The organism is Desulfobotulus alkaliphilus (genome assembly GCF_007830435.1).
Classification (GTDB): Bacteria; Desulfobacterota; Desulfobacteria; order Desulfobacterales; family ASO4-4; genus Desulfobotulus; species Desulfobotulus alkaliphilus.
The window spans coordinates 61235-82308 of sequence record NZ_VLLC01000002.1; the positions used below are offsets into that span (position 1 = coordinate 61235).

The following is a 21074-nucleotide window of genomic DNA, read 5'->3' on the forward strand; positions in this document are numbered from 1 at the left end:
CCTTTAAATCGCTAAGAAAAGATCTGGCATTTTAAAATAAAATCTGATTACTCCCCTGACTCAGCCACAGCTTGCTGGCCATCTAGTTGTCAGGCCTATGGTGCGGACTTTAATACGGGCAGGCGCAAGGCCTGCCCCAACGAATGGTTTTTACGACCCTGTTTTGTGTAGGGGCACCCCTGTACGGGTGTCCGCTGACAAGCGTAAAATCTGGTCATATAATTTCCATGGTTAAGGTTTGTATGGCTGAAAGACAGTGGTAATCAGAAAATAAAATGTTCTGGATGCTTATCTTCCCTCTTGAATGCCTGTATGCCTTATGCCATAATTTTAGGTTGTTGAAGAAAAAAAGACGGCCGCTGGTGTTTTAGAATACGACATTGATTTTGTGATACAAAAAAAGCTATGCACCAGCTGGCTTGCATGAAACGAACAATCCGGCTGACAAAAAATGCAAAAATAACGATCTGACTGTCTTCCCCTTAGCGACCCATAAAAAAGGAAAAAATCATGAAAGGCTGGTGTGGCCGTATACTGAATGTGGATTTAAGCCGTGGAAGTCTTGAACCGGCGGCACTGGACCCTCTGGATGCCCAACTCTTTATCGGTGGCCGGGGCTTGAACGACAAAGTCCTTTTTGACCGCATTCCTCCGGGCACCGATCCCCTTGGCCCGGACAACGTCATCTGCTTTGCTCCCGGCCCCCTTTCCGGCACGGTGCTCGGACTCACCAGCCGTGTTGAAGTCAGCACCCTGTCTCCCTACAGCGGCATTCTGGGAGATGGCAATGCGGGCGAAAGGCTGGCCCATGTCATGAAACTTGCCGGATGGGATCAGATCAATATCACAGGCCGGTGTGAAAGCCCCTCCTATCTGTATATCCATGAAGATGAGGTTTCCCTGATTCCCTGCCCGGAATACTGGGGGACGGACACCTGGGAATTCACCGATGCCATGCGCAATACCCACGACAGGGATATCAGTGTTGCCTGCATTGGTCAGGCAGGAGAATGCCTTGTGCGTTTTGCCTCTGTGATTGTGGATAAATACGCATCCGCCGCCAGAGGTGCCGGGGCTGTCATGGGCTCCAAAAATCTCAAGGGCATCGTGGTCCGGGGAAACAGGAAGGTGAAGCTTGCCGATCCTGAAACCTTTAAAGCCCTTGCCAAGGAAGACAGAAATTTCTTTAAAACAGATCCCTTCCAAAAGGGCGTTGCCTCCTGCATCGGCTCCCACCACGGTATCCTCAACTGGTTTCCGGGCTACCGCAATTACGAGGACTTCTGGGACAGAAGCAAGATCCCTGCGGCCATCCAGCCCGAAGCCTTCAAGGAATATGAGGTCCGCCGCACGGGCTGCAGAAACTGTACGGTACAGTGCAAGAACCGCTTTGAAATTCCCAAAGGCCCCAGAGCCGGAGAGCAGGGCGAGGCCATGGAGTATGAATGCGTTTTCTGCCTCGGCACCAACTGCGGCATCACAGACCCCGTGGTGATCATGGAAATGGAAAACCTCTGCGACCGTTACGGCATGGATGTCATTGCCGCAGGCAACACCATGGCCATGGTCAAGGATCTTTTCAATATGGGCGACATCACCCCTGAAGATACGGGGGGGCTGGATCTCTCATGGGAAAACGCCGAAGATCAGGTGGAACTGCTGCACAGAACCGCCCTGCGGCAGGGTTTTGGCAACATTGTGGCAGAAGGCCTTTACCTTGGGGCAAAGATTCTCGGAAAAAGGGCCATGGATGTCTGCTACCACGTCAAAGGCCTTTCCAGAGGCCCTTATAAAGCGGGGATGTTTGCCCTTGCCCACGCCACCAGCACCCGGGGTGCCGACCATCTCAGGGGACGGAGCTGGGCCTATGGAGAAAATGACGGCGATCTTTTTTCTAAACTGAAAAGCGAAGGCCGTCTTCCCAGAGATATGGACACAAACCCCGTATCCGCCCTCATCGTCTCCGAAAGGGCCTGTACCCTTGCGGACTGCATCGGCCGCTGCAAGGGGGCTGTCAATTCCTGGAGCTGTGCTGTCCCCCTTGTGAATCAGTATCCCCTCATGGAAGGGCTGGCCCGGCTCATGACCGCAGCCACGGGCCTTCCCTACACGGAAGAACGCCTGAGCGCAGCGGCAGACCGGGTCTATCTTCTGGAAAAGGCCTTTAACATACGGTGCGGAACCCGCAGGCAGGATGACAGGCTGGTATTGCACAAGGATCTTCTGGGAACAGAGGAGGCTGCAAAGGAGCAGGAAAAGCACGAAGCCATGCTCACGGCCTATTATGAAGCCTCCGGTCAGGACAGGGAGACGGGAATTCCCACCCGCAGAAAACTGGAAGAGCTGGAGCTGGCCTTTGTGGCCGATACCCTTGAAAAAGAGCTGCCCCTTAACCCATGGGACGGCCCGAAACCCTGGCCCCTGGATGCCTATCCCTCAGGCGTAAAAAGGGTATAGTTTTTCAGGCAGGGGTCTTGTGTCCCTGCACCCCGAAAGGACATGCATTTTCCATGGACCATCCTGTGAAACCTGTACAAACCCTCACCCTCTGCATGGGAAGTTCCTGCTTTTCCAAGGGAAACAATCTGAATGCGGCAGCCATTGAAAACTTTATCCGGGAAAACGAACTCACAGAAACCATCAGCATACAGGGCTGTCTCTGTGAGCAGCAGTGCAAAAACGGCCCGAATATCAGAATTGGTGACGAGCTGATTCAGGGCGTTCAGCCGGGAATGCTCCATGATCTTCTGGCCCATAAAATCAGGCGGTAAAATCCATGACTCGACTAAAAAGCCCCATTTATACGGAAAAAACCCGCTGTCAGGACTGTTATAAATGTATCCGGGAATGCCCCGTCAAAGCCATCCGTGTGGAAAAGGGACACGCCATCATCATCCCGGAACAGTGCGTACTTTGCGGTCACTGCGTTGTGGCCTGCCCCGCCCAGGCCAAAAAAGTGCGGGATGACCTGCCCCAGGCCCGGCAGATTCTGAAACTCAAACCAAGGGTCATTGCATCCCTGGCACCTTCCTTTGCCGCAGTATATCCGGACCTTGAACCGGGCCAGCTCATTTCGGCCATCAAAGCCCTTGGTTTTTACGGTGTTTCAGAAACCGCCATCGGTGCGGATCTGGTTTCCGCAAAAATCGCCTGTGACCTGTCCATGGCGGCAAACATCCCTGATGCCGGCCCAAAGGATCACATGGAAAGGCTCTACGGATACCGGGTGCAGTTCCGCTCCCAGGAATCCGCAGGGGAAAAAAACTCCCTTCAACGACAAAAACTCTTTTTATCATCGGCCTGCCCGGTACTTGTGGAATTCATCAAACACTACATACCCGAACTCAACCCCTGCATCACGGACTGTGCCTCTCCCCTGCTGGCCCATGCCAGATATCTGAAGGAAAAATACGGAGAAGAAACAGGCATTGTTTTCATCGGACCCTGTATTGCCAAAAAAAGGGAGGCCGACACCTGGGATGAGCTGGACGCTGCCATTTCCTTTACGGACTTGAACCGCTGGCTTGAGGACGAAGGCATTCATCCGTCTGACCGCAAATCAGCCAAAGACACCTTTATCCCGCTAAAGGCAGCCAAGGGAAGCCTTTATCCCATTGAAGGCGGCATGATCGCATCCATCCGCAAATATGCCACCATCCGGAATGCGCATATGATGAGTGTCACAGGACTCAAGGAGATACGAAAGACCCTTGAGGGCCTCAGCCCGGAGGCACTTTCCGCTCCCATTTTCATGGAGCTTCTTTCCTGCCCCGGTGGCTGCATCAACGGCCCCGGCGTCTGCAACGATACCCTGAGGGCTTTCCGGAGAATCCGGCTTCTCGATTATGCCAGTAAAGCCAGAAACACCCTCAGCGAAAAAATGCCGGATATGCAGGGTACCCTGCCCGTGGAAAGAATTGTCCCCTCTGAGCATTCCGATGACGACATTCAGGCCGCCCTGAAACAGATCGGTAAACGCACCCTTCAGGATGCCCTGAACTGCGGAAGCTGCGGCTATGATACCTGCAAGGCCTTTGCCGCAGCCATGCTGGAGAACCGGGCCGAAAAAACCATGTGCCTTTCCTACATGAAAACCCTTGCCCAGAACAAGGCCAACGGACTCATCCGGGCCATACCCGCAGGGGTTGTCATCTGTGACAGCCAGCTCAAGATTATTGAATGCAACAGATACTTTGCCAACATGATGGGAGAAGATGTGCTTTCCATGTTTGAAGTCCGTCCCGGCATGGAAGGTGCCAGCCTTGAAAAAATCACAGACCTTGCCCGTTATTTCAAGGATGTGATTGATCTCAACGGGCTGGATCTTGTGAACAGGGAAGTCCGGGAAGGAAAAAAAATCTTCCATCTGACCATCTTTTCCATAGAAAAGGGGGAAAGCGCCTGCGGTGTCCTGCAGGATGTGACAGCACCCCAGATCCAGAAATCAAGGGTCATTGATGAAACAAGGCGGGTCATCAACAAAAACCTGAAAGTAGTTCAGAAAATTGCCTTCCTTCTGGGCGAAAATGCCGCTGAAACCGAAGCCATACTGAATTCTGTGATAGAATCCTTTTCAGGGGATGAGGACAGGGACCTATGATCCATATGCCCGCAGGTGAAAGCTTTATCGAGGTGGATCATCATCAGATTTTTAAACACAGGGAAGGCGCCGGAGGTGACACCTTTTTGTCCCAGAAAAATGAAAGCGACGGCAGGGTGATCACCGTCCTTTCCGATGGTCTTGGCTCCGGCGTCAAGGCCGGTGTGCTTTCCACCCTCACGGCCACCATGGCACTGAAGTTTGTGGCCTCCAACATCCCCATCAAAGGGGCAGCCAAGACCATCATGAACACCCTGCCTGTCTGCAGGCTGCGCCAAATCAGTTATGCCACCTTTACCATTGTGGACATTGAACCGGGGCTGCAGGTAAGGATGATGGAGTTTGATAATCCGGGCTACCTTCTTATCCGGGACAATCAGCCCATGACCCCTGAAAAAAACGCCATCATTATTGAAAGAAAAAATAAAAAGTCCGGCCCTCCCCAGAATGCCACCATGTTTTATTCCAGTTATCAGGCCCTGCCCGGAGACCGGCTGGTCTTTTTCTCCGATGGCGTCACCCAGTCCGGCATGGGAAGCAAGGGCTTTCCCTTTGGCTGGGGAGAAGAGAGGGTGAAGGATTTCATACTGGAAAAAATCCGCACAACACCTTCTGTCAGTGCGCGGGAACTGGCCCGGTCCATTGTGCAGCAGGCGCTTTTTCATGATCAGTATCAGGCAAAGGATGACATCACCTGCGGTGTCATCTACATCCGCAGCCCGAGGGATCTGCTCATTGTCACAGGCCCCCCCATGAATCCGGACCATGACAGCGAAATGGTGAGGCAGTTCACCGCCTTCAGCGGATCGAGAATTATCGCAGGCGGCACCACGGCAGGCATTATATCCCGTCAGCTCGGCAAAACCTGCAGGACGGATATTAAGAATCTGGATCCTGTCATTCCGCCGGTCTCGGAAATGGAAGGTGCCGATCTGGTGACCGAAGGAATCATCACCCTTGGCAGGGTGGCGGAAATTCTGGAACAGCGGACCAACATCGTCACCGGTACCATTGCTTCCAGTGGCAGGCAGAATGCGGCCGACCGGATCATTGAAATGATCATCAACCATGACCGGATTGTTTTTCTGGTGGGCACGAAAATCAACGAAGCCCACCAGGATCCCAATATGCCCGTGGGGCTTGAAATACGAAGGAACATCGTTAAAAAAATTCAGGGCCTTCTTACGGAACATTACCTCAAAGAGGTCAGCATCCACTACCTTTAGGTTCAGGCAAGGGGTGCCGTGCCTGTCAGGCGCACGGCCCTGTCATGGATTTCCATCACTTTTTTCGCTTGAGAAAGAACCCCTTTTTTTCCGAACTCGCCGATAAAATCACAGATTCTGAATCCTTCATCCTTTTGCCGGTAGATTTCCTGCCAGCTTCTGTATTCCCTTTCCCTTGCCTCATCTTCCCAGGGAAAGGCCGAAGGCGGTTTCGGAGAGCCGCATCGCCAGGGTTTGGAAGTCAGCCTTGCCCGGAAACACGCCTGCTTTCGGGTCAGCACCTGATACAGGGGATCGGCATTCAGGTCTTTCAGTATTTTTTCCGTTTCCTCTGAGGCGGGGACAAAAAGTTTTCCCGTAAACAGGAGGCGCAGCCCTTCCTTTGTTCTGTAAAGGCGAAAAGCATAGTCCGGATTCAGCCGTGACCATTCCTTTACGGAAGCAATGGCTTTCTGGACAGGATCTTCCTTCTTTTCAGCAATGCTCCGGCCAAAGAAAAGACTGCGCAGCCATTCCAGAAAGCCCGCAGACTCAGCCTTGGGAAAATCCACATCCACAAAGAGCACCTGCGAACAATTCAGAACACTGGCACCGTAGCGGTTGCGGGTGATCACTGCTATCCGCTCCTCTCCGTCAAAAATCTCCTCAAGGATCTCCTCTTTGACGGGCATGTCATGGTATTCGTAATGATCCGGCCTTTCACCGCCCAGCAGACGGTTAAAGATGCGTCCGGCTCTGGCTGCGGCCTCCTTTGCCGCCTCTGCCGGAGAAACAAAGGACCAGCCCGAAGCCGTTATGCTGTGGGACTGGCCATGGGCATCTTTCATTTCATGGCTTTTTTTTACCCAGTAAGGTGGAATTTTCATTTTTACCCTCCATAAATGCAAGAATACATGCCATACTCACAACCCGGAAGAAGCCTGTTCTCTTTTATAACAATGGAGCCTGAATGATGAAAAAAAATCTGATCCTGTTTATCCTTCTTATTTTCAGCGCTACGGGCTTTGCCGCCTGGTATCTCATGAAACAACCGGACCCGGCGGACGGCCCCCATCTGGCCTCTGTGCTGCCTGCGGACACCCTTTTGCTTTTGCGCATCAATCATGCCGAAAAACAGATGGAAGAACTCAGAAACAGCCCGCTGGCAAAGGCCATTGAAGGCATGGATCTGGAAGCCAGCCTTGAAAGGGCAGGCTTTCCCTACCTGATTCCCGATGGAATGAGAAACTACCGGGAATGGCTTTCTTCAAAGTGGAACCAGAAAATCTTTAACAGCATTTTCGGCAGGGAAGCGGCTCTGGCCATTCTGCCGGAAGCCCTGGCGTTTATGACGCCCTACGCAGAACCTGAAGATATGCTTAAGGGAATCGCCATCATAGCACGACCTGTACAGGGAGCTGCCCTTGCTTCCTTTATCAGCCCCTGGGCCCCCGGCCTCGATGTTTCAGAAATTGCCCCCCACGGAAATACAAAAATACGGCAGATCACCCTTGCAAACGGCATGGCGCTTTTTACCAGCGACAGAGAAGGTCTTATGCTGGGAGCCTTTCATCTGGAAACACTGAAGCGTATGCTGGATGCTTCTTCGGGCAGCATTGCCTCGCTGGAAAACAATAAAAACTTCAACGCCATGGAAAAAGCCCTGGACGATGGGCCAAGAACCCTTTCCTTTTATGGGGATCTGGCCACAGCCCTCCCCCTTGTGGATGCAAAGCTCGCCTCTTTTGCCGAAGCCGATGATGTGAACGACTGGAATGATATCAGAAAAATGCTTCAGGGGTTTAAAAATTTCGGATATGCAAGATTCAATGAGGGTACAGAAGTCAGAAGATCCCTTGGCAGAGCAGGCATGGACAAAAAAGAGATGGACCCTGCTCTTCTGGCACTGCTGGAAAGACCCGCACGCAAACCAGAGCCTCTGTGGATGGCTCCTCCGGAAACGGAGCTTTTTTTCTGGGACGGCAGCTTTGACCTTGAGTATACCATCCAGTCCGTTCTTGAAGATCCTGAAGATCAGGCGGCCTTTCGCGGGGCCTTCGAGATGCAGACCGGCATCCTCTTTGAGGATCTCATCCACAGCCTGGGCCATGAAATGGCTTTCATCATGACAGAAGCTGATGAGGATAGCGTATTCCCTCTGCCCCGACTCGCCATCATGCTGGAGAGCCCGTCCCCTGACATTCTCACAAGCCTCATGCAGAACCTCGTCAACAAGACAGAAGCCACCTTTGGGATCCCTCTTCAGCTTCAGCCCCACAGCATAGGGAATGTTGAAATCACACAGGTTCAGATTCCCATGGGGGAAGACATTCAGCCCGGCTGGGCAACCATGGGCAGATATTTCGTTTTTGCCCTGCACTGGGAAAGCATTGCGGACATGGTCCGGGCGGAAAGTTCCGGCAACAATCTGGTTTCCGATGCGCTGTTTCAGTCTGTGGATAAGGGTTTAAGCGGAAAAAACAAATCTGTTACCTATGTCCGGTCCGAAGCCCTTATGGATACGGTTCTCGCCATGGCCATGTGGCAGGCAACCAATCTTGCAGGCGGCAACACCCATGTGCTGGTATCCGAGATCCTTGCGCCAGTTCTGGAAGGCCTGAAAATGTACAGGGCCTCCGGCAGTCGGGGGTATACGGAAAAGGATGATGTCGTTTTCCAGACCTTCACCCATATCCGGAAATAAAAAACCAAAGGAGCCCCGATGCAAAGGGGCTCCCTGAAATCCCTCTGTCCCGACCTCAGGCAAAGCCACCCTGTGCAGCAATAAATCCGCCGGACATGGTGCCCGTTTCCGCAGGTGTACCTGCAATCCGTGCCAGATAGGCAGCCCCCAGCCTTTTAATGTGATCATTCACATTATCAAAATAATTGAAATGGGCCTGCTCTTCCTCGATAATGGTTTCAAAAAGCTTCATGCTGATGGCATCACCGTTTTCCCGGCAGACCAGCAGGAACTGATTGTAAGCATCAAGGGCCTCGTCCTCCGTATCGGCGTCAAAGGCAAAAATAACCTCAACCTCCTGCCCCCTTTCCACGCCGCCTGCGGGTGTCACCGTAGGCTCTCCACCCAGCTCTTTGATGCGTTCGGCAAACATTTCCGCATGGCGCATCTCATCAATGGCAATGAGCTTCAGCTTAGCCGCCAGCTCGCCAAAATCCCTGTCATCCAGATTGTAGTGCTGGTTCATATACTGGTGAATGGCCTGCAGCTCCATGCCCCGAGCCTGATTCAGAACCTCAATCACCTTTGCCCGTCTTTCTTCCTTGGTGCCCTGTACCATATTATCCTCCAGAGTTGGGGTTATGCAAAGCCGCTCCTGTGCGGGAAACATCATGAAGGGGAGCATAGCATGAAGCCGGAGGAAATAAAAAGCCTTCTCCTGCAGCAGGATTGTTTCAATCAAAGGCACTCCCGGATAAAGCGGCCCGCTTCAACACAGGAGACACCCATGGCCGCAATGTCCCGGATATTGGCTTCAGCCACATCGCTGCTCCGGGCGGACGTAGCATCCACAATACTGGTGACGCGATAATCAAAGGCCAGAGCATCAAAAATCGTGGTGCGGATGCATACGGGCCACTGGGTTCCACAGATCACAAGATGATTCACGCCAAGGCGGCGCAGAATAAAATCCAGTTCCGTCTGCATGAAGGCGCTGAAACGGCGCTTCACCAGCACATATTCATTTGCAAGGGGAGTAAGTTCATCCACTATCTCCGCCCCTTCCGTTCCCGGTACGGCAAAGCCCGGCCCCCCGGTGAAATACTTCTCCCGGATGCCTTCCACGTCCACGCCATCGGCCCTGTGGTGGCGGATCACATGGATTACCGGAAGCCCCCTGACACGGAAAGCCTCCAGAAGCTCCCCTATGCGGGGCAGGGTTTCTGCGGCACCGCCAATGCATAAAGGTGCATTCGGCAGCACAAAATCCTTTTGCATATCAATGATCATCAGGGCGTATTTTTCAGAAATCATTCCTTCCTCCCAAAGACTTTATTCCCATACGGTATGGATGAGTAAACATTCTCATCCTTCCAGATTCTGCAATATTACCCGCAGACGATGATGTGCACGCCCAAGGCTTTCCGAATGGAGAACAGCCCTCTCAAGGCACCAGCTTTCCTTAACAAAAGCCATCAAGCGCTGATTATAACCCACGCCTACCTTTGCCCGCACACCCTTTGCCGGAACAATATCCCGACGGACAGCTCTGGAGGCATAGCGTCTGGCAATTTTTAAAACGGTCTCTTTGGGATCAGCAAGAAAATCCGGGTTGGCAGGAATCTGCTCAAGGGGGGCACCCATAAAATCTGCCATCCCCTTTCTGTCTGCAAGCAGCCAGCTTTCAACTTCCCGAACAGCCACCCGGAACAGAAATCTTTCCGGCAAAGGGTTCTCTCCCAGCCATTGCTGCATCAAAAAAGGAGCACATGGCTTCTGATCCAGATCCGTAAGAAGAAAAACCGGACAATGGGCGGCAAGTCGTAGCAGAGCCGGAAGGTTTTTCTTCAGATGACCAAATCCCGAAGTTTTCAAGGCCTCAAAGACAAAAGGTCCTGCCCCGGTCTGTTCCACCACCTGTATTGCAAGTGCCTGACTGATGGGATCTTCCGTTGCCAGATAAAAGGGCATCACTCCCATAGCACCATCTGCTCCATACCCTTTGGCCGGGTCTTGGGAAACACCACATCGGCAATGGTCAGGCCTGCATCCAAAGCCTTGTCTTCGTTCTCACTGACCTTCCGGATCGTACTGCCTTCCGTCCCCGGCTCCAGAACCATGATCCCCCCGGCATCAACGCCCGGATTTCTCAGCAGAGCTTCACTGTGGGTACTGATGAGTATTTGACGTTTTTTTCCGGATCGATCCCTCTGTGCACGATCCAGAAAAAGGGGAATCTGTTCCACAATGGCCTCATGCAGCGACAGCTCCGGCTCCTCCAGAAGCAAAAGCCCCCTTCCCTCCAGCAATACCCACAGGATGCCAATCAAACGCAGGGTGCCGTCGGAAAAATGTTCTTCGGACTGCCAGCCCGCATTGGGGCGATGGTGTGCATACAAGGCTTCCAGATGGGGATGCCCCTGATGATCCTTTGTAAAACGAAGATCCCTGAACTGGGGAACGGCAAGGGAAAGCACTTCTTTAATTTTACGAAGCCTGACATCCCGTGTTCTTTTCTGGCAAGTGGCAAGGCGTTCCAGAAAACCCTGCCCAAAGGGATCTTCCTCAAGGCGGTTACCGCCAATCTGATCACCATATCTCAAAAGCTGAGGAATCAGGTGCAGGTATGTAATCTCCGAAAAAAAATCGGATATGATTCGAAATTCACGGTTGGCAAGGGTCTGTTCCAGATGGGTTTCGGTGAGCAGAAGGCTGTCTTCACCATCATCTGTATTGGGCCTTTGGAGTATCAGCCGATTTTTACACCATACCTCTTCCCGACTGACAAGAAGCCGTTGGGCTCCTTTGCCCTCAGGCCTGAAGGCAAGCAGATATTTCCAGTCGATAAAATCGCTATCCTGTTTTTCGGAAAACCCCACCTCTATGCTCACCTCCGTATCCCGCCTGTGATGAAGGCAACGGAGTTTCTGTATGCCACCGCGATCTTTTACCGCCTTCTGAAGCCCCCCCCCATCGGGTCTGCATATATCCCGCATAAACCGGAATACATCCATAAGATTGGATTTTCCGGAAGCATTGGGACCTATCAGGTAGGATATCTGTGCAGGGAATATTTCCGCCTCACGGAAGTTACGCCAGTTTTTAAGTTTGAGATTCTTCAGATACATGGGGCCACCATTTCCGTTTCCACCTTGCCGGACACAATAAATTTTTGTATTATTTTCAAAAGATTGTATTGATCATGCAGTCTCTCCTGAACCTGTCACTTCGACCGGATTATCGTTTTTATCTTAAAAAAATTCTGGCACACTCCGATCCATACCACAACCTCTGAAAATATCAAAAACCCTCCCGGAAGCCTTTGCAGTCCATTCAATCTTCGCATAAAGTCACAGAAATAACATTTACCTTGCCAGAGCCTAAAAATGCTGAACATAAAAAAGAATCAGGCAAAAACTGTTGATCCTGCGCATAACTTAAGGAGAACCCCCATGACCTACACCCTGCGCCTTTTCACAACGGAAAAAAGGGTTCCTTCCATTCCACAGCTCCAGCAGGAAATGAGTACGGTATTCCCCGCCATTCCCCTGATTCCGGAAAATCCCGGCCAGTACCCTTGGGAGCAGATCCTTGTCCGTGATCCCGAAAACAGGGATCTGGCCCTTTTGTGCCGCATCCCCCTGACGGACAGCCCCCTGGCCGAAGCCAGAAAAGAAAAACTGAAAGAAGAAATCCGCTACGGCCGCCCCCTTTCCGGGGCCCGCTGGCTTGAAAAATATTTCAGAAAAATCACCACGCTCTATGAAATCCATCCCATGGAAGAGGTTCAGTCCCACAAAGGATGGGAAGTTCTTCTGCACCTGCGCCTTTCCCTCTGGGAGCAGGTAAGGGGCATCTTCCACACCAGAGATGAGGGCTTTACCAATCCCCAGGGCGACCTGATTTTATGGGAATATCCGCCATCCGCCACAGGGGTTGTATCCGCCGCAGTTTACCGTTTCGGACAGTTCCGCTCCTTTTCCCTCAACCTCGCCAGCCCTTCACACAGGGCGGCTTTTCTGAAGGGGGAAAAGCCTTAAAAAAATGTAACTGTTACTAGGATCTGTCCACAATCAGAATATCCCCGGATCGGATACCGCCATCTTCCATGGAATCCCCGGACACCCTTACAAAAAATGTAGCGGCTGGGTTATGGATACAAAGATCATTCAGATCAAGGCTTCGTTCAACATAATCCTGGGCGGGAGAAGGAAAGCCAGCACTGACGGATTCTGTGAACAAGGGAATATAAACCTTTTCATCCCTTACCACAGCTTTGAAAATATTTTCTTTTTTTATTTTCATTTTTCGAAACTCTGATTTTCCCTGTGCTGGTCTAAGGTGGTTGTGGTGGACTCGGGGCCATGTGCTTGGCCTTGCGAGGACTGTGTGGTAATAGGCGGCCCCTGTTAAAGAAGTGGGTGTAGGAGGCAGGAGCTGTGCATATGATGATCAAATACAATTTTTATATGGTGAAGGCAATGGGAGGGACCGATGGGGTGCTTTTAAAAAAGTATGCTTTTGGTTTAGCGAAGACAATACGATTCCATTTGCAATGCCAAAAATAATCCCACATTTTTCCTCAGCGTCAGTTTCAAAACTGGGATAAAACTGGGATGATTTTAAAACAATAAAAAAAGGACTCACAGCATTGTGCTGTAAGTCCTTAATTTTTTAAATGGCAGAGGGGCAGGGATTCGAACCCCGATAGACGGAGTCAGAGTCCGTAGTCTTACCATTAGACGACCCCTCTGCAAACGAGGAGTAAACTAGAAAAAAAGAGGGTCTGTGTCAAGAAAAAAATACGGCCCCTTATTTTTTCAGAATGTTTCCAGATGCGCAATGGCTGCCCTTATTCTGGGAAGGCTGCGCTCCTTTCCGAGCAGGGCAAGGGTTTCTCCCATGCCGGGGCTTTGCCCTTTGCCAGTAAGGGCCACCCTGAGCGGGCCGCCGACTTTGCCAAGCTTGAGATCCATTTCATCACAGACGCTTTGCAGCAGGGCTTCCATGGCTTCCAGAGAGTCTTCTTCCGCTGTCATGAGTTTTTCTTCTATTTTTTTAAGGACATCGACACTGCCGCCTTTAAAATTCTTTTTGGCGGCAACCTCGCAATAGCTGGTCGGATCCACAAAAAAGCTTTCCGCCTGCTGTGCCATTTCCACAAGGGTCTTGCTTCTTGGCTGCAGCAGGGCAATGATGGCAGGCAGCCTCGGATCTTCCGGCCCATGGGGGATGCCAAGGGCTGTCATCTGCTCCAGAAGCAGAGGGAGAAGTTCGGCAGGGCTTTTTTTCTGCATGTGTTCGGCATTGAGTGCCGTCAGCTTGTCCACGTCAAAAACTCCGGGAGAGCGGCCGATGGCCTCCAGGGTGAAAAGCTCTTTCATATCTTCTATGGTGAAAAATTCCTGATCCCCATGGGACCAGCCCAGGCGGACAAGGTAGTTGAGCAGGGCTTCCGGCAGAAACCCCATTTTTTTGTATTCCATGACGCCCAAGGCACCATGGCGCTTGGAAAGGCGGGTGCGGTCCGGGCCCAGCACCATGGGTACATGGCCGAATTTCGGCACAGGGGCATTCAGGGCTTCATAGATGAGAATCTGTTTGGGTGTGTTGCTGACGTGGTCATCCCCCCGGATGACATGGCTGATGTGCATGGTCAGGTCATCAATGACTACAGCAAAATTATAGGTGTACACACCGTCGCTGCGGCAGAGAATGAAATCATCGATCTCCGTGTTGGGGATGGCGATGGGACCCTTGACCACATCGTCAATGCGGGTGCTGCCCGTATCCGGAGTGAGGAGGCGGACCACGGCACCGGGCTGTGGGGGAAGCTTTTTATGGCGGCAGGTGCCGTCATACATGGGGTTGCGGCCCTCAGCCCGGGCTTTTTCCCGCATGGTTTCCACCTCTTCGGCGGAGCAGGTGCAGCAGTAGGCCTTTTCTTCGGCAAGGAGCTGGTCCAGATATTTTTTATAGATGTCAAAACGTTTCGTCTGGTAAAAAGGACCTTCGTCCCAGTCGATGCCCAGCCATTCCAGTCCTTCGAAAATCGCCCTGACGGATTCTTCGGTGGAGCGCAGGATATCCGTATCTTCAATGCGCAGGATGAATTTCCCTCCGGTTTTCCGGGCATAGAGCCAGTTGAAAAGGGCTGTTCTGGCACCTCCCACATGGAGGTATCCCGTAGGGCTTGGCGGAAAGCGGGTAATAATGGTATCTGTCACGATGAACCTCGGTTTTTTTGGTTTTGCCTGAAAGGCCCGGAATGCGCCAGAGAGGCGCATGAAAAAAGAGAATTAGCACAGGCTGTCCTTGCTGGACAAGGGGGAAGAGGAAAAAACTTGACAGCATCCGTTGAATTCTCATAGGAAAACGGCTATCATGTCGCGGTTTTGTGGGTGTTGCAGGCTGTTTATTAAAAAATGTAAATTATTTCAGGAGATTGATATGGCTGTACCTAAGAGAAAAGTATCCAAGTCAAGAAGAGACAAGGGCCGGACCCATAAAAAAACGGCTGGAGTCAATGTTTCTGCCTGTCCCGAGTGCGGCGAAGCAAAACAGTCCCATGCTGCCTGCAGAAGCTGTGGTACCTATAAAGGACGCAGTGTTCTGGCGGATATGGAGGCCTGATCCGGTTTTTTTGAATCGGAAAAAAGGCAGGGAAAGGAGGGGGTCCGGAGTGTTTTTTCCCGTGTACCAAGGGGAATACTTCACCCCTTTTCTTTTTCCGGGGATGCTTGTGGGTCGGGGAACATTTTTTTGCCGCTCTCTTTTTTGATGAAGAGGAAAGGAAGGGTATCATGTCCGTTGAGGATAAGGTTCGTAAGGTGATTGCGGAAAAGCTGGATGTGGATATTGATGAGGTGGTTCCCGAGGCTTCCCTTGTGGAGGATCTGGGGGCAGACTCTCTGGATCTTGTGGAGCTGATGATGAGCATGGAAGATATCTTTGATGTGGATATCTCCGACGAGCAGGCGGAAAAGCTGCGCAAGGTAAAAGACGTGATTGAATTTCTGGAAGCCCTGTAATGGAAGCCGGAAATATCCGTACCCTGCAGAAGGTTGCGGTGACGGGCATCGGCATGGTTTCTCCTCTGGGACTGAATCTTTCTGAAAGCTGGGAGGGCCTTGTACAGGGCAGCTCCGGTATCGGGCAGATAAGCCGTTTTGACACAAAGGGCCAGAGCGTGACCATTGCCGGAGAGGTGAAGGGGTTTTCCGCCGCCGATTATCTTTCCAGAAAGGAAGCCCGGCGGACCCCCCTTTTTATGGCCTATGCCCTTGCCGCATCCCGTATGGCCGTGGAGGATGCCGCCATGCCGGAAGGCTGGACCCGTGACGCCAGAGCCGGTGTGTATGCGGGTTGTGGTATCGGCGGGCTGGAAGTGATGGATGAGAATTTCCGCATCCTTGCGGAAAGGGGACCGGGGAGGGTCAGCCCCTTTCTGATTCCCCATTTCATCGGCAATATGGCCGGGGGCATGGTGGCCATGCATCTGGGGCTCAAGGGGCCCAACCTGACCTATGCCACGGCCTGCGCCGCCGGAGCCCATGCCGTGGGTGAGGCCTTCCGCAGAATCCGGGACGGCTATGCGGATGTGATGCTGGCCGGAGGCAGTGAGGCGGTGATCAGCCCTGTCTGCCTTGCCGGTTTTTCCGCCATGAAGGCCCTTTCCACCCGCAATGACGCTCCGGAAAGTGCCTGCCGTCCCTTTGACAGGGACAGGGATGGTTTTGTGGTGGGAGAAGGAGCCTGTTTTCTTGTGCTGGAGAATCTGGAGAAGGCAGAAGCGAGGGGTGCCCGTATCTATGCCTGTATAGAGGGCTATGGTGCCGGGTGTGATGCCTATCACATTACGGCTCCGGAGCCGGAAGGTCAGGGCATGGCCGCCTGCATGGAGGCGGCCTTGAAGGACGCCGGTCTTGCTCCGGAAAGAATTGGCTGGGTGAATGCCCATGGTACGGGAACGCCCCTGAACGATGTGTGTGAAACAAGGGCCATTCGTCAGGTTTTCGGAATCCATGGGGACAGGCTTTCCATCAGTGCCGTGAAAAGCATGACCGGCCATCTTCTGGGGGCGGCGGGTGCCTTTGCCGCAGGAGTGAGTGCCATGGCACTTTTCCATGGTGTTCTTCCCCCCACAAGGAATCTGGAAAATCCGGATCCGGAATGCGACCTTGACTATATCCCGAATCTGGCCAGAAAACAGGCAGTGGCAGCGGCATTGACCAATGCCTTTGGTTTTGGTGGCACCAACGCCTGTCTGTGCATGGTTTCAGGTTCCGGCAGCGAAAGAGGCAATCCATGACAGAGAGAAAGGCCATTCTGCTGGGCAGCGATCATGCCGCAGTGGACCTCAAGGCCATCGTGCTGGCCCATCTGAAATCCCGGGGGCTGGATGCTGAAGATATGGGAACCCATGGCCTGGACTCCGTGGATTATACCCATTATGGAATGCAGGTGGCGGAAGCGGTTTCCGAAGGCCGGGCCGAACGGGGGATTCTTCTTTGTGGCACCGGCCTTGGCATGAGCATGGTGGCCAACCGTTTTCCCGGTGTGCGGGCAGCCCTCTGCAATGATCTTTTTTCCGCTGGCATGTGCCGTCGCCATAACGATGCCAATATCCTTGTGCTGGGGGGCCGTGTACTGGGCAAGGATCTGGCCTGTGCCATTGTGGATACATGGCTGGATACACCCTTTGAGGGCGGGCGTCATCAGCTGCGGCTGGACCATTTTAATCAGGGATTCTGTAAACCCTTCAAGTGATGGAGAAAAAAGTGGATATGGACACCATTCGTGCGGTGGATCCGGAAATTGCCGATTCCATGGCAAGGGAGCTTGGGCGTCAGCAGGGCAGTCTGGAGCTGATTGCCTCTGAAAATATTGTCAGCCCCGCGGTCATGGCTGCCCAGGGCAGCATCATGACCAACAAGTATGCCGAGGGTTATCCTGCCAAGCGGTATTACGGCGGGTGTGAGTTTGTGGATGAGGCGGAAAATCTTGCCCTTGAAAGGGCAAAGGAGCTCTTTGGTGCCGTGTATGCCAATGTGCAGCCCCATTCCGGTTCCCAGGCGAACATGGCCTGCTACTTCGGTCTTCTGGAGCCGGGGGATAAAATTCTGGGCATGGATCTTTCCCATGGCGGGCATCTTACCCACGGATCTCCTGTAAATTTTTCCGGAAGACTCTACAATTTCAGCCATTACGGGGTTGCCAGGGAAACGGGACGCATTGACTATGACGCCCTGCAGAAACAGGCGGAAGAGTTCCGGCCCCGCATGATCGTTGCCGGAGCCAGCGCTTACCCCCGCATTCTGGATTTTGAGCGCTTTGCCGCCATTGCCGCATCCGTGGATGCCTTCCTTATGGTGGATATGGCCCATATCGCAGGCCTTGTGGCCGCAGGCGTGCATCCTTCTCCCATTCCCCATGCCACGGTTGTGACCAGCACCACCCATAAAACCCTGAGGGGCCCCCGTGGCGGACTGATTCTGGCGGGTGAAGACAAGACGGCTGTTTTCAACAAGCAGATTTTCCCCGGTATTCAGGGGGGGCCGCTGATGCATGTGATTGCAGCCAAGGCTGTGGCCTTCAAAGAAGCTTTGTCCAGTGATTTTAAAGCCTATCAGATGCGCGTGGTGGAAAATGCTGCTGCCATGGCTGCTTCCCTGATGGATGCGGGGCTGAATCTGGTGTCCGGCGGCACGGACAACCATCTGATGCTGGTGGATCTCACCAATATCGGTATTACGGGCAAAGAGGCCGAAGCCGTGCTGGGGCAGGCGGGCATTACGGTTAACAAAAATACCGTACCCTTTGAAACCCGCAGTCCCTTTGTCACTTCGGGCATCCGCATTGGTACGGCAGCCCTCACCACCCGTGGGATGGGTGTTAAGGAAATGCAGACCATTGCTTCCTGGATTGCCGATTGCGTAAAAAATTCTTCTGATGAGGCAAAAATTGCTTCCATACGCAGGGAAGTGGCAGCCCTTACGGATGGGTTTCCTTTGTTTCAGTACTGATGTTGTAACTGTTCAGCACAGTTTTCCAGGTACCATACCTGCAAGGCCGATGCACAGGCCCCAGGCTATTTGCCCGTGACGCAATCTTATTCGGGAGCTTCTTGCCCTGTGCGGAAGCGGAAAAAACTCACCGCCACAGGCAGGATAAGCTTTTTGATTACCATAGCAGGCCTTGGTACGCTGCCTTTGTGGCGGCTCAGACAGTTTGCCGCTTCTTTCGCACAGGCCTGCAAAGCTCTGATCCGAAACGATTGCAATGTCACTTGCAAATAGCCACGGAGCCTTGCAGCAGTACGAAGCTGCTGCAACTACAGCATTGGCAGTTCGGAATAAACTGTGCTGAATACTTATCTGATGTTTAGACAATAGGGGGGTGTGATGACAGAAGACCGGCCGTCCTGGGATGCGTATTTTATGGACATCACCACCCTTGTTGCCCGAAGATCCACCTGCCTGCGCAGGGCCGTGGGTGCCATTCTGGTGAAGGATAAGCGTGTGCTTTCAACGGGCTATAATGGTGCTCCCGGCGGTGTACGTCACTGTGCCGAGACAGGATGCCTCAGGGAGCAGATGCAGGTGCCTTCGGGCCAGCGGCATGAGCTTTGCCGGGGCATCCATGCGGAACAGAATGCCATCATTCAGGCTGCCCGGCACGGGGTTTCTATTTCAGGTGCCACCCTTTACTGCACCACCCGGCCCTGTTCCATCTGTGCACGCATGCTGATCAATGCGGGAATTGAAAAAATTTATTATCTCGAAGGGTATGCAGACCCCTTAAGCGAGGAGATGCTGGCGGAAGCGGGGATTCCTCTGGAAAAAATTCAGGGTAAGGGGAGCCCCGTATCCATGGAGGCTTTATGAAGTGTCCGTTTTGTGGAGAAGGGGATAACAAGGTCATTGATTCCCGTCTGAGCAAGGATGGTACCATGATCCGCAGGCGGCGGGAGTGCCTGAGCTGTACCCGCCGTTTTACCACCTATGAGCAGATTGAGGAAATTCCCATGATGATTGTCAAAAAAGACGGTCGCAGGGAACAGTTCAGCAAGGAAAAGCTGCGCAGCGGTATTCTCCGGGCCTGTGAAAAGCGCAATGTGAGCATGCATACCATTGAAGGCTTCATCGATGAGCTGGAAAGGGATCTGAGGGAGGCCGGAGAAAAGGAAATTTCTTCCCGTATTCTCGGGGAAAGGGTGATGCAGAAACTCCATGACCTTGATGCCATCGCCTATGTGCGCTTTGCTTCCGTTTACCGGGAATTCAAAGATGTGAATGATTTTGTGGAAGAGTTGAAATCCCTTCTCATCCGGGAAAAAGAAGCATGAGTGATGATGTTTTTTTCATGGAAAGGGCTCTGGAGCTGGCCTTAAAGGGCAGTGGCCGGACATCTCCCAACCCGCTGGTGGGCGCTGTGGTGGTCCGGAACGGTGAGATTGTGGGGGAAGGCTGGCATATGGCCTACGGTGGTCCCCATGCGGAAGTCCATGCCCTGAAAGCCGCCGGAGCTGCGGCTGAGGGAGCCACCATATATGTCACTCTGGAGCCATGTAATCATTATGGAAAAACACCACCCTGTACCCAGGCCGTTCTGGATGCCGGAATCCGGCGTGTGGTCATTGCCATGGAAGATCCCAATCCCAAGGCCGCAGGGGGTATGGATCGCCTGCGCTCAGCGGGTGTGGCGGTGGATACGGGGGGATGTGAAGACAAGGCCAGAAAACTCAATGCCCCTTTCATTAAAAAGCTGGAAACGGGTCTGCCCTGGGTGGTACTGAAGTGTGCCATGACCCTTGACGGTCGTGTGGCTACCCGGAGTGGCGATTCAAAGTGGGTGACGGGTCCCGAGTCAAGGCAATGGTGCCACAGGCACCTGCGTCAGCGGCTGGATGCCATTCTGGTGGGCAGTGCCACTGTCCGGGCGGATGATCCCAGTCTCACGTGCAGACTGCCCGAGGGTGGCGGAAGGGATCCTTTGCGTATCGTACTGGCGTCGAATCTGGATCTCCCCACCGAGGCCAGTGTGTTGCGCCAGAAAAGCGATTCTGCTACCTTGCTTGTCTGCGCGGGGGGAGTGCCAGAATCCCGGAAACAGCCTTTTTATGACATGGGTGCCCGGATTCTTGAGGCCCCTTCGGGCAGTGATGGCAGGCTGGATTTCAAGGCTCTGATGCCCCTTCTGGCAGAACAGGGGATTCAGAGTCTTCTTATTGAGGGGGGGGGGCGTGTGGCAGCATCGGCCCTTAAAAGCGGTGTTGTGGATAAGGTTGTTTTTTTCTATGCCCCAAAAATCCTTGGCGGAGACGGGATTCCCGTGCTGGACGGCCCCGGCCCCGAGCGTATGGCCCAGTGCATGCGCCTTTCGGGTATGGAAGTTTTTTCCTGTGGAGATGATATCCGTGTGGAAGGGTATCCCGACAAAGTTTATCCCGAACTGCTAATGCTGTAGTTCTAGCAGCTTCGTACTGTTGCAAGGCTCCGTGGCTATTTGCAAGTGACATTGCAATCGTTTCGGATCAGAGTTTCGCAGGCCTGTGCGAAAGAAGCGGCAAACTGTCTGAGCCGCC

The 21074-nt window shown here is 52.9% G+C and carries 21 protein-coding genes and 1 tRNA gene; 14 read left to right on the forward strand and 8 right to left on the reverse strand.

The genetic code is table 11. From position 1 onward, the window contains the following. Nucleotides 1–510 precede the first annotated feature (510 nt). The 4 genes from LZ24_RS01885 (at nucleotide 511) to LZ24_RS01900 (ending at nucleotide 5826) form a co-directional block, all read left to right on the forward strand. Nucleotides 511–2457 carry an aldehyde ferredoxin oxidoreductase family protein gene (locus LZ24_RS01885; RefSeq protein ID WP_144681768.1) on the forward strand — a complete coding sequence of 649 codons (1947 nt, stop codon included), beginning with the start codon at nucleotides 511–513 and terminating at the stop codon, nucleotides 2455–2457. Between the two features lie 65 nt (nucleotides 2458–2522). After that, nucleotides 2523–2771 (forward strand): (2Fe-2S) ferredoxin domain-containing protein, encoded by a 249-nt coding sequence (locus LZ24_RS01890; RefSeq protein WP_222427498.1) that lies wholly within the window; start codon nucleotides 2523–2525, stop codon nucleotides 2769–2771. Between the two features lie 5 nt (nucleotides 2772–2776). Beyond that, nucleotides 2777–4600, forward strand: coding sequence for a [Fe-Fe] hydrogenase large subunit C-terminal domain-containing protein (locus LZ24_RS01895; protein ID WP_144681772.1), 1824 nt, complete (start codon nucleotides 2777–2779; stop codon nucleotides 4598–4600). Further along, the gene (locus tag LZ24_RS01900; RefSeq protein ID WP_144681774.1) at nucleotides 4597–5826 is read left to right on the forward strand and encodes a SpoIIE family protein phosphatase; all 1230 of its coding nucleotides are present in this window, start codon (nucleotides 4597–4599) and stop codon (nucleotides 5824–5826) included. The genes LZ24_RS01895 and LZ24_RS01900 overlap by 4 nt, the downstream gene beginning before the upstream one ends. A gap of 2 nt (nucleotides 5827–5828) precedes the next feature. Here the strand turns inward: LZ24_RS01900 and LZ24_RS01905 are convergent, their stop codons facing one another. Beyond that, on the reverse strand, nucleotides 5829–6692 hold the full coding sequence (locus LZ24_RS01905) for a hypothetical protein (protein WP_144681776.1): 864 nt from the start codon (nucleotides 6690–6692) through the stop codon (nucleotides 5829–5831). 83 nt (nucleotides 6693–6775) lie between these two features. Here LZ24_RS01905 and LZ24_RS01910 point away from each other — a divergent pair, with 83 nt between their 5' ends. Continuing rightward, on the forward strand, nucleotides 6776–8509 hold the full coding sequence (locus tag LZ24_RS01910; protein WP_144681778.1) for a hypothetical protein: 1734 nt from the start codon (nucleotides 6776–6778) through the stop codon (nucleotides 8507–8509). A 55-nt stretch (nucleotides 8510–8564) separates the two neighbouring features. On the opposite strand, the gene LZ24_RS01915 is transcribed toward LZ24_RS01910, so the two are convergent. The 4 genes from LZ24_RS01915 to LZ24_RS01930 all read right to left on the reverse strand — a co-directional run bounded on the left by LZ24_RS01915 (nucleotide 8565) and on the right by LZ24_RS01930 (nucleotide 11616). Continuing rightward, nucleotides 8565–9107, reverse strand: coding sequence for a bacterioferritin (locus tag LZ24_RS01915; RefSeq protein ID WP_144681780.1), 543 nt, complete (start codon nucleotides 9105–9107; stop codon nucleotides 8565–8567). A 119-nt stretch (nucleotides 9108–9226) separates the two neighbouring features. Next, a complete protein-coding gene (locus LZ24_RS01920; RefSeq protein WP_144681782.1) occupies nucleotides 9227–9802 on the reverse strand; it encodes a cysteine hydrolase family protein in 576 nt (191 codons plus the stop codon). 51 nt (nucleotides 9803–9853) lie between these two features. Further along, nucleotides 9854–10468: a DUF4276 family protein gene (locus LZ24_RS01925; RefSeq protein ID WP_144681784.1), complete on the reverse strand. Its 615-nt coding sequence runs from the start codon at nucleotides 10466–10468 to the stop codon at nucleotides 9854–9856. Further along, entirely contained in the window at nucleotides 10459–11616 is a 1158-nt protein-coding gene (locus tag LZ24_RS01930) for an AAA family ATPase (RefSeq protein WP_144681786.1), read from the reverse strand. Before LZ24_RS01930 ends, LZ24_RS01925 begins: the two co-directional genes overlap by 10 nt. 324 nt (nucleotides 11617–11940) lie before the next feature. Here LZ24_RS01930 and LZ24_RS01935 point away from each other — a divergent pair, with 324 nt between their 5' ends. After that, nucleotides 11941–12528, forward strand: coding sequence for a hypothetical protein (locus LZ24_RS01935; RefSeq protein WP_144681788.1), 588 nt, complete (start codon nucleotides 11941–11943; stop codon nucleotides 12526–12528). A gap of 16 nt (nucleotides 12529–12544) precedes the next feature. Here the strand turns inward: LZ24_RS01935 and LZ24_RS01940 are convergent, their stop codons facing one another. The 3 genes from LZ24_RS01940 to gltX all read right to left on the reverse strand — a co-directional run bounded on the left by LZ24_RS01940 (nucleotide 12545) and on the right by gltX (nucleotide 14715). After that, nucleotides 12545–12793, reverse strand: a complete 249-nt coding sequence (locus tag LZ24_RS01940) for a S24 family peptidase (protein ID WP_222427499.1) — start codon at nucleotides 12791–12793, stop codon at nucleotides 12545–12547. 374 nt (nucleotides 12794–13167) lie between these two features. Then, a tRNA-Gln gene (locus LZ24_RS01945) sits at nucleotides 13168–13241 on the reverse strand. Between the two features lie 67 nt (nucleotides 13242–13308). Further along, the gene (gltX, locus tag LZ24_RS01950; RefSeq protein WP_246118493.1) at nucleotides 13309–14715 is read right to left on the reverse strand and encodes a glutamate--tRNA ligase; all 1407 of its coding nucleotides are present in this window, start codon (nucleotides 14713–14715) and stop codon (nucleotides 13309–13311) included. Nucleotides 14716–14938: 223 nt separating this feature from the next. On the opposite strand from gltX, the gene rpmF reads away from it, so the two are divergent. The 8 genes from rpmF to ribD all read left to right on the forward strand — a co-directional run bounded on the left by rpmF (nucleotide 14939) and on the right by ribD (nucleotide 20956). Then, a complete protein-coding gene (gene rpmF, locus LZ24_RS01955) occupies nucleotides 14939–15121 on the forward strand; it encodes a 50S ribosomal protein L32 (RefSeq protein ID WP_144681792.1) in 183 nt (60 codons plus the stop codon). 170 nt (nucleotides 15122–15291) lie between these two features. Then, a complete protein-coding gene (acpP, locus tag LZ24_RS01960) occupies nucleotides 15292–15519 on the forward strand; it encodes an acyl carrier protein (protein WP_342779241.1) in 228 nt (75 codons plus the stop codon). Next, nucleotides 15519–16799, forward strand: a complete 1281-nt coding sequence (gene fabF, locus LZ24_RS01965) for a beta-ketoacyl-ACP synthase II (RefSeq protein WP_144681794.1) — start codon at nucleotides 15519–15521, stop codon at nucleotides 16797–16799. Before acpP ends, fabF begins: the two co-directional genes overlap by 1 nt. Continuing rightward, a complete protein-coding gene (gene rpiB, locus LZ24_RS01970) occupies nucleotides 16796–17257 on the forward strand; it encodes a ribose 5-phosphate isomerase B (protein ID WP_144681796.1) in 462 nt (153 codons plus the stop codon). The genes fabF and rpiB overlap by 4 nt, the downstream gene beginning before the upstream one ends. Before the next feature lie 11 nt (nucleotides 17258–17268). Further along, a complete protein-coding gene (gene glyA / locus LZ24_RS01975; protein WP_407923296.1) occupies nucleotides 17269–18513 on the forward strand; it encodes a serine hydroxymethyltransferase in 1245 nt (414 codons plus the stop codon). A gap of 378 nt (nucleotides 18514–18891) precedes the next feature. Further along, nucleotides 18892–19374 carry a deoxycytidylate deaminase gene (locus LZ24_RS01980; protein ID WP_144681798.1) on the forward strand — a complete coding sequence of 161 codons (483 nt, stop codon included), beginning with the start codon at nucleotides 18892–18894 and terminating at the stop codon, nucleotides 19372–19374. After that, nucleotides 19371–19835, forward strand: a complete 465-nt coding sequence (gene nrdR, locus LZ24_RS01985; RefSeq protein WP_144681800.1) for a transcriptional regulator NrdR — start codon at nucleotides 19371–19373, stop codon at nucleotides 19833–19835. The genes LZ24_RS01980 and nrdR overlap by 4 nt, the downstream gene beginning before the upstream one ends. After that, nucleotides 19832–20956 carry a bifunctional diaminohydroxyphosphoribosylaminopyrimidine deaminase/5-amino-6-(5-phosphoribosylamino)uracil reductase RibD gene (gene ribD / locus LZ24_RS01990; protein WP_144681802.1) on the forward strand — a complete coding sequence of 375 codons (1125 nt, stop codon included), beginning with the start codon at nucleotides 19832–19834 and terminating at the stop codon, nucleotides 20954–20956. Before nrdR ends, ribD begins: the two co-directional genes overlap by 4 nt. The last annotated feature ends 118 nt before the right edge of the window (nucleotides 20957–21074 follow it).

Coding starts and splice junctions, on each gene's coding strand:
- LZ24_RS01885 (WP_144681768.1), top strand. CDS start 511: ATGAAAGGCTGGTGTGGCCGTATACTGAATGTGGATTTAAGCCGTGGA.
- LZ24_RS01895 (WP_144681772.1), top strand. CDS start 2,777: ATGACTCGACTAAAAAGCCCCATTTATACGGAAAAAACCCGCTGTCAG.
- LZ24_RS01900 (WP_144681774.1), top strand. CDS start 4,597: ATGATCCATATGCCCGCAGGTGAAAGCTTTATCGAGGTGGATCATCAT.
- LZ24_RS01905 (WP_144681776.1), bottom strand. CDS start 6,692: ATGAAAATTCCACCTTACTGGGTAAAAAAAAGCCATGAAATGAAAGAT.
- LZ24_RS01910 (WP_144681778.1), top strand. CDS start 6,776: ATGATGAAAAAAAATCTGATCCTGTTTATCCTTCTTATTTTCAGCGCT.
- LZ24_RS01915 (WP_144681780.1), bottom strand. CDS start 9,107: ATGGTACAGGGCACCAAGGAAGAAAGACGGGCAAAGGTGATTGAGGTT.
- LZ24_RS01920 (WP_144681782.1), bottom strand. CDS start 9,802: ATGATTTCTGAAAAATACGCCCTGATGATCATTGATATGCAAAAGGAT.
- LZ24_RS01925 (WP_144681784.1), bottom strand. CDS start 10,468: ATGGGAGTGATGCCCTTTTATCTGGCAACGGAAGATCCCATCAGTCAG.
- LZ24_RS01930 (WP_144681786.1), bottom strand. CDS start 11,616: ATGTATCTGAAGAATCTCAAACTTAAAAACTGGCGTAACTTCCGTGAG.
- LZ24_RS01935 (WP_144681788.1), top strand. CDS start 11,941: ATGACCTACACCCTGCGCCTTTTCACAACGGAAAAAAGGGTTCCTTCC.
- LZ24_RS01940 (WP_222427499.1), bottom strand. CDS start 12,793: ATGAAAATAAAAAAAGAAAATATTTTCAAAGCTGTGGTAAGGGATGAA.
- rpmF (WP_144681792.1), top strand. CDS start 14,939: ATGGCTGTACCTAAGAGAAAAGTATCCAAGTCAAGAAGAGACAAGGGC.
- acpP (WP_342779241.1), top strand. CDS start 15,292: ATGTCCGTTGAGGATAAGGTTCGTAAGGTGATTGCGGAAAAGCTGGAT.
- fabF (WP_144681794.1), top strand. CDS start 15,519: ATGGAAGCCGGAAATATCCGTACCCTGCAGAAGGTTGCGGTGACGGGC.
- rpiB (WP_144681796.1), top strand. CDS start 16,796: ATGACAGAGAGAAAGGCCATTCTGCTGGGCAGCGATCATGCCGCAGTG.
- LZ24_RS01980 (WP_144681798.1), top strand. CDS start 18,892: ATGACAGAAGACCGGCCGTCCTGGGATGCGTATTTTATGGACATCACC.
- nrdR (WP_144681800.1), top strand. CDS start 19,371: ATGAAGTGTCCGTTTTGTGGAGAAGGGGATAACAAGGTCATTGATTCC.
- ribD (WP_144681802.1), top strand. CDS start 19,832: ATGAGTGATGATGTTTTTTTCATGGAAAGGGCTCTGGAGCTGGCCTTA.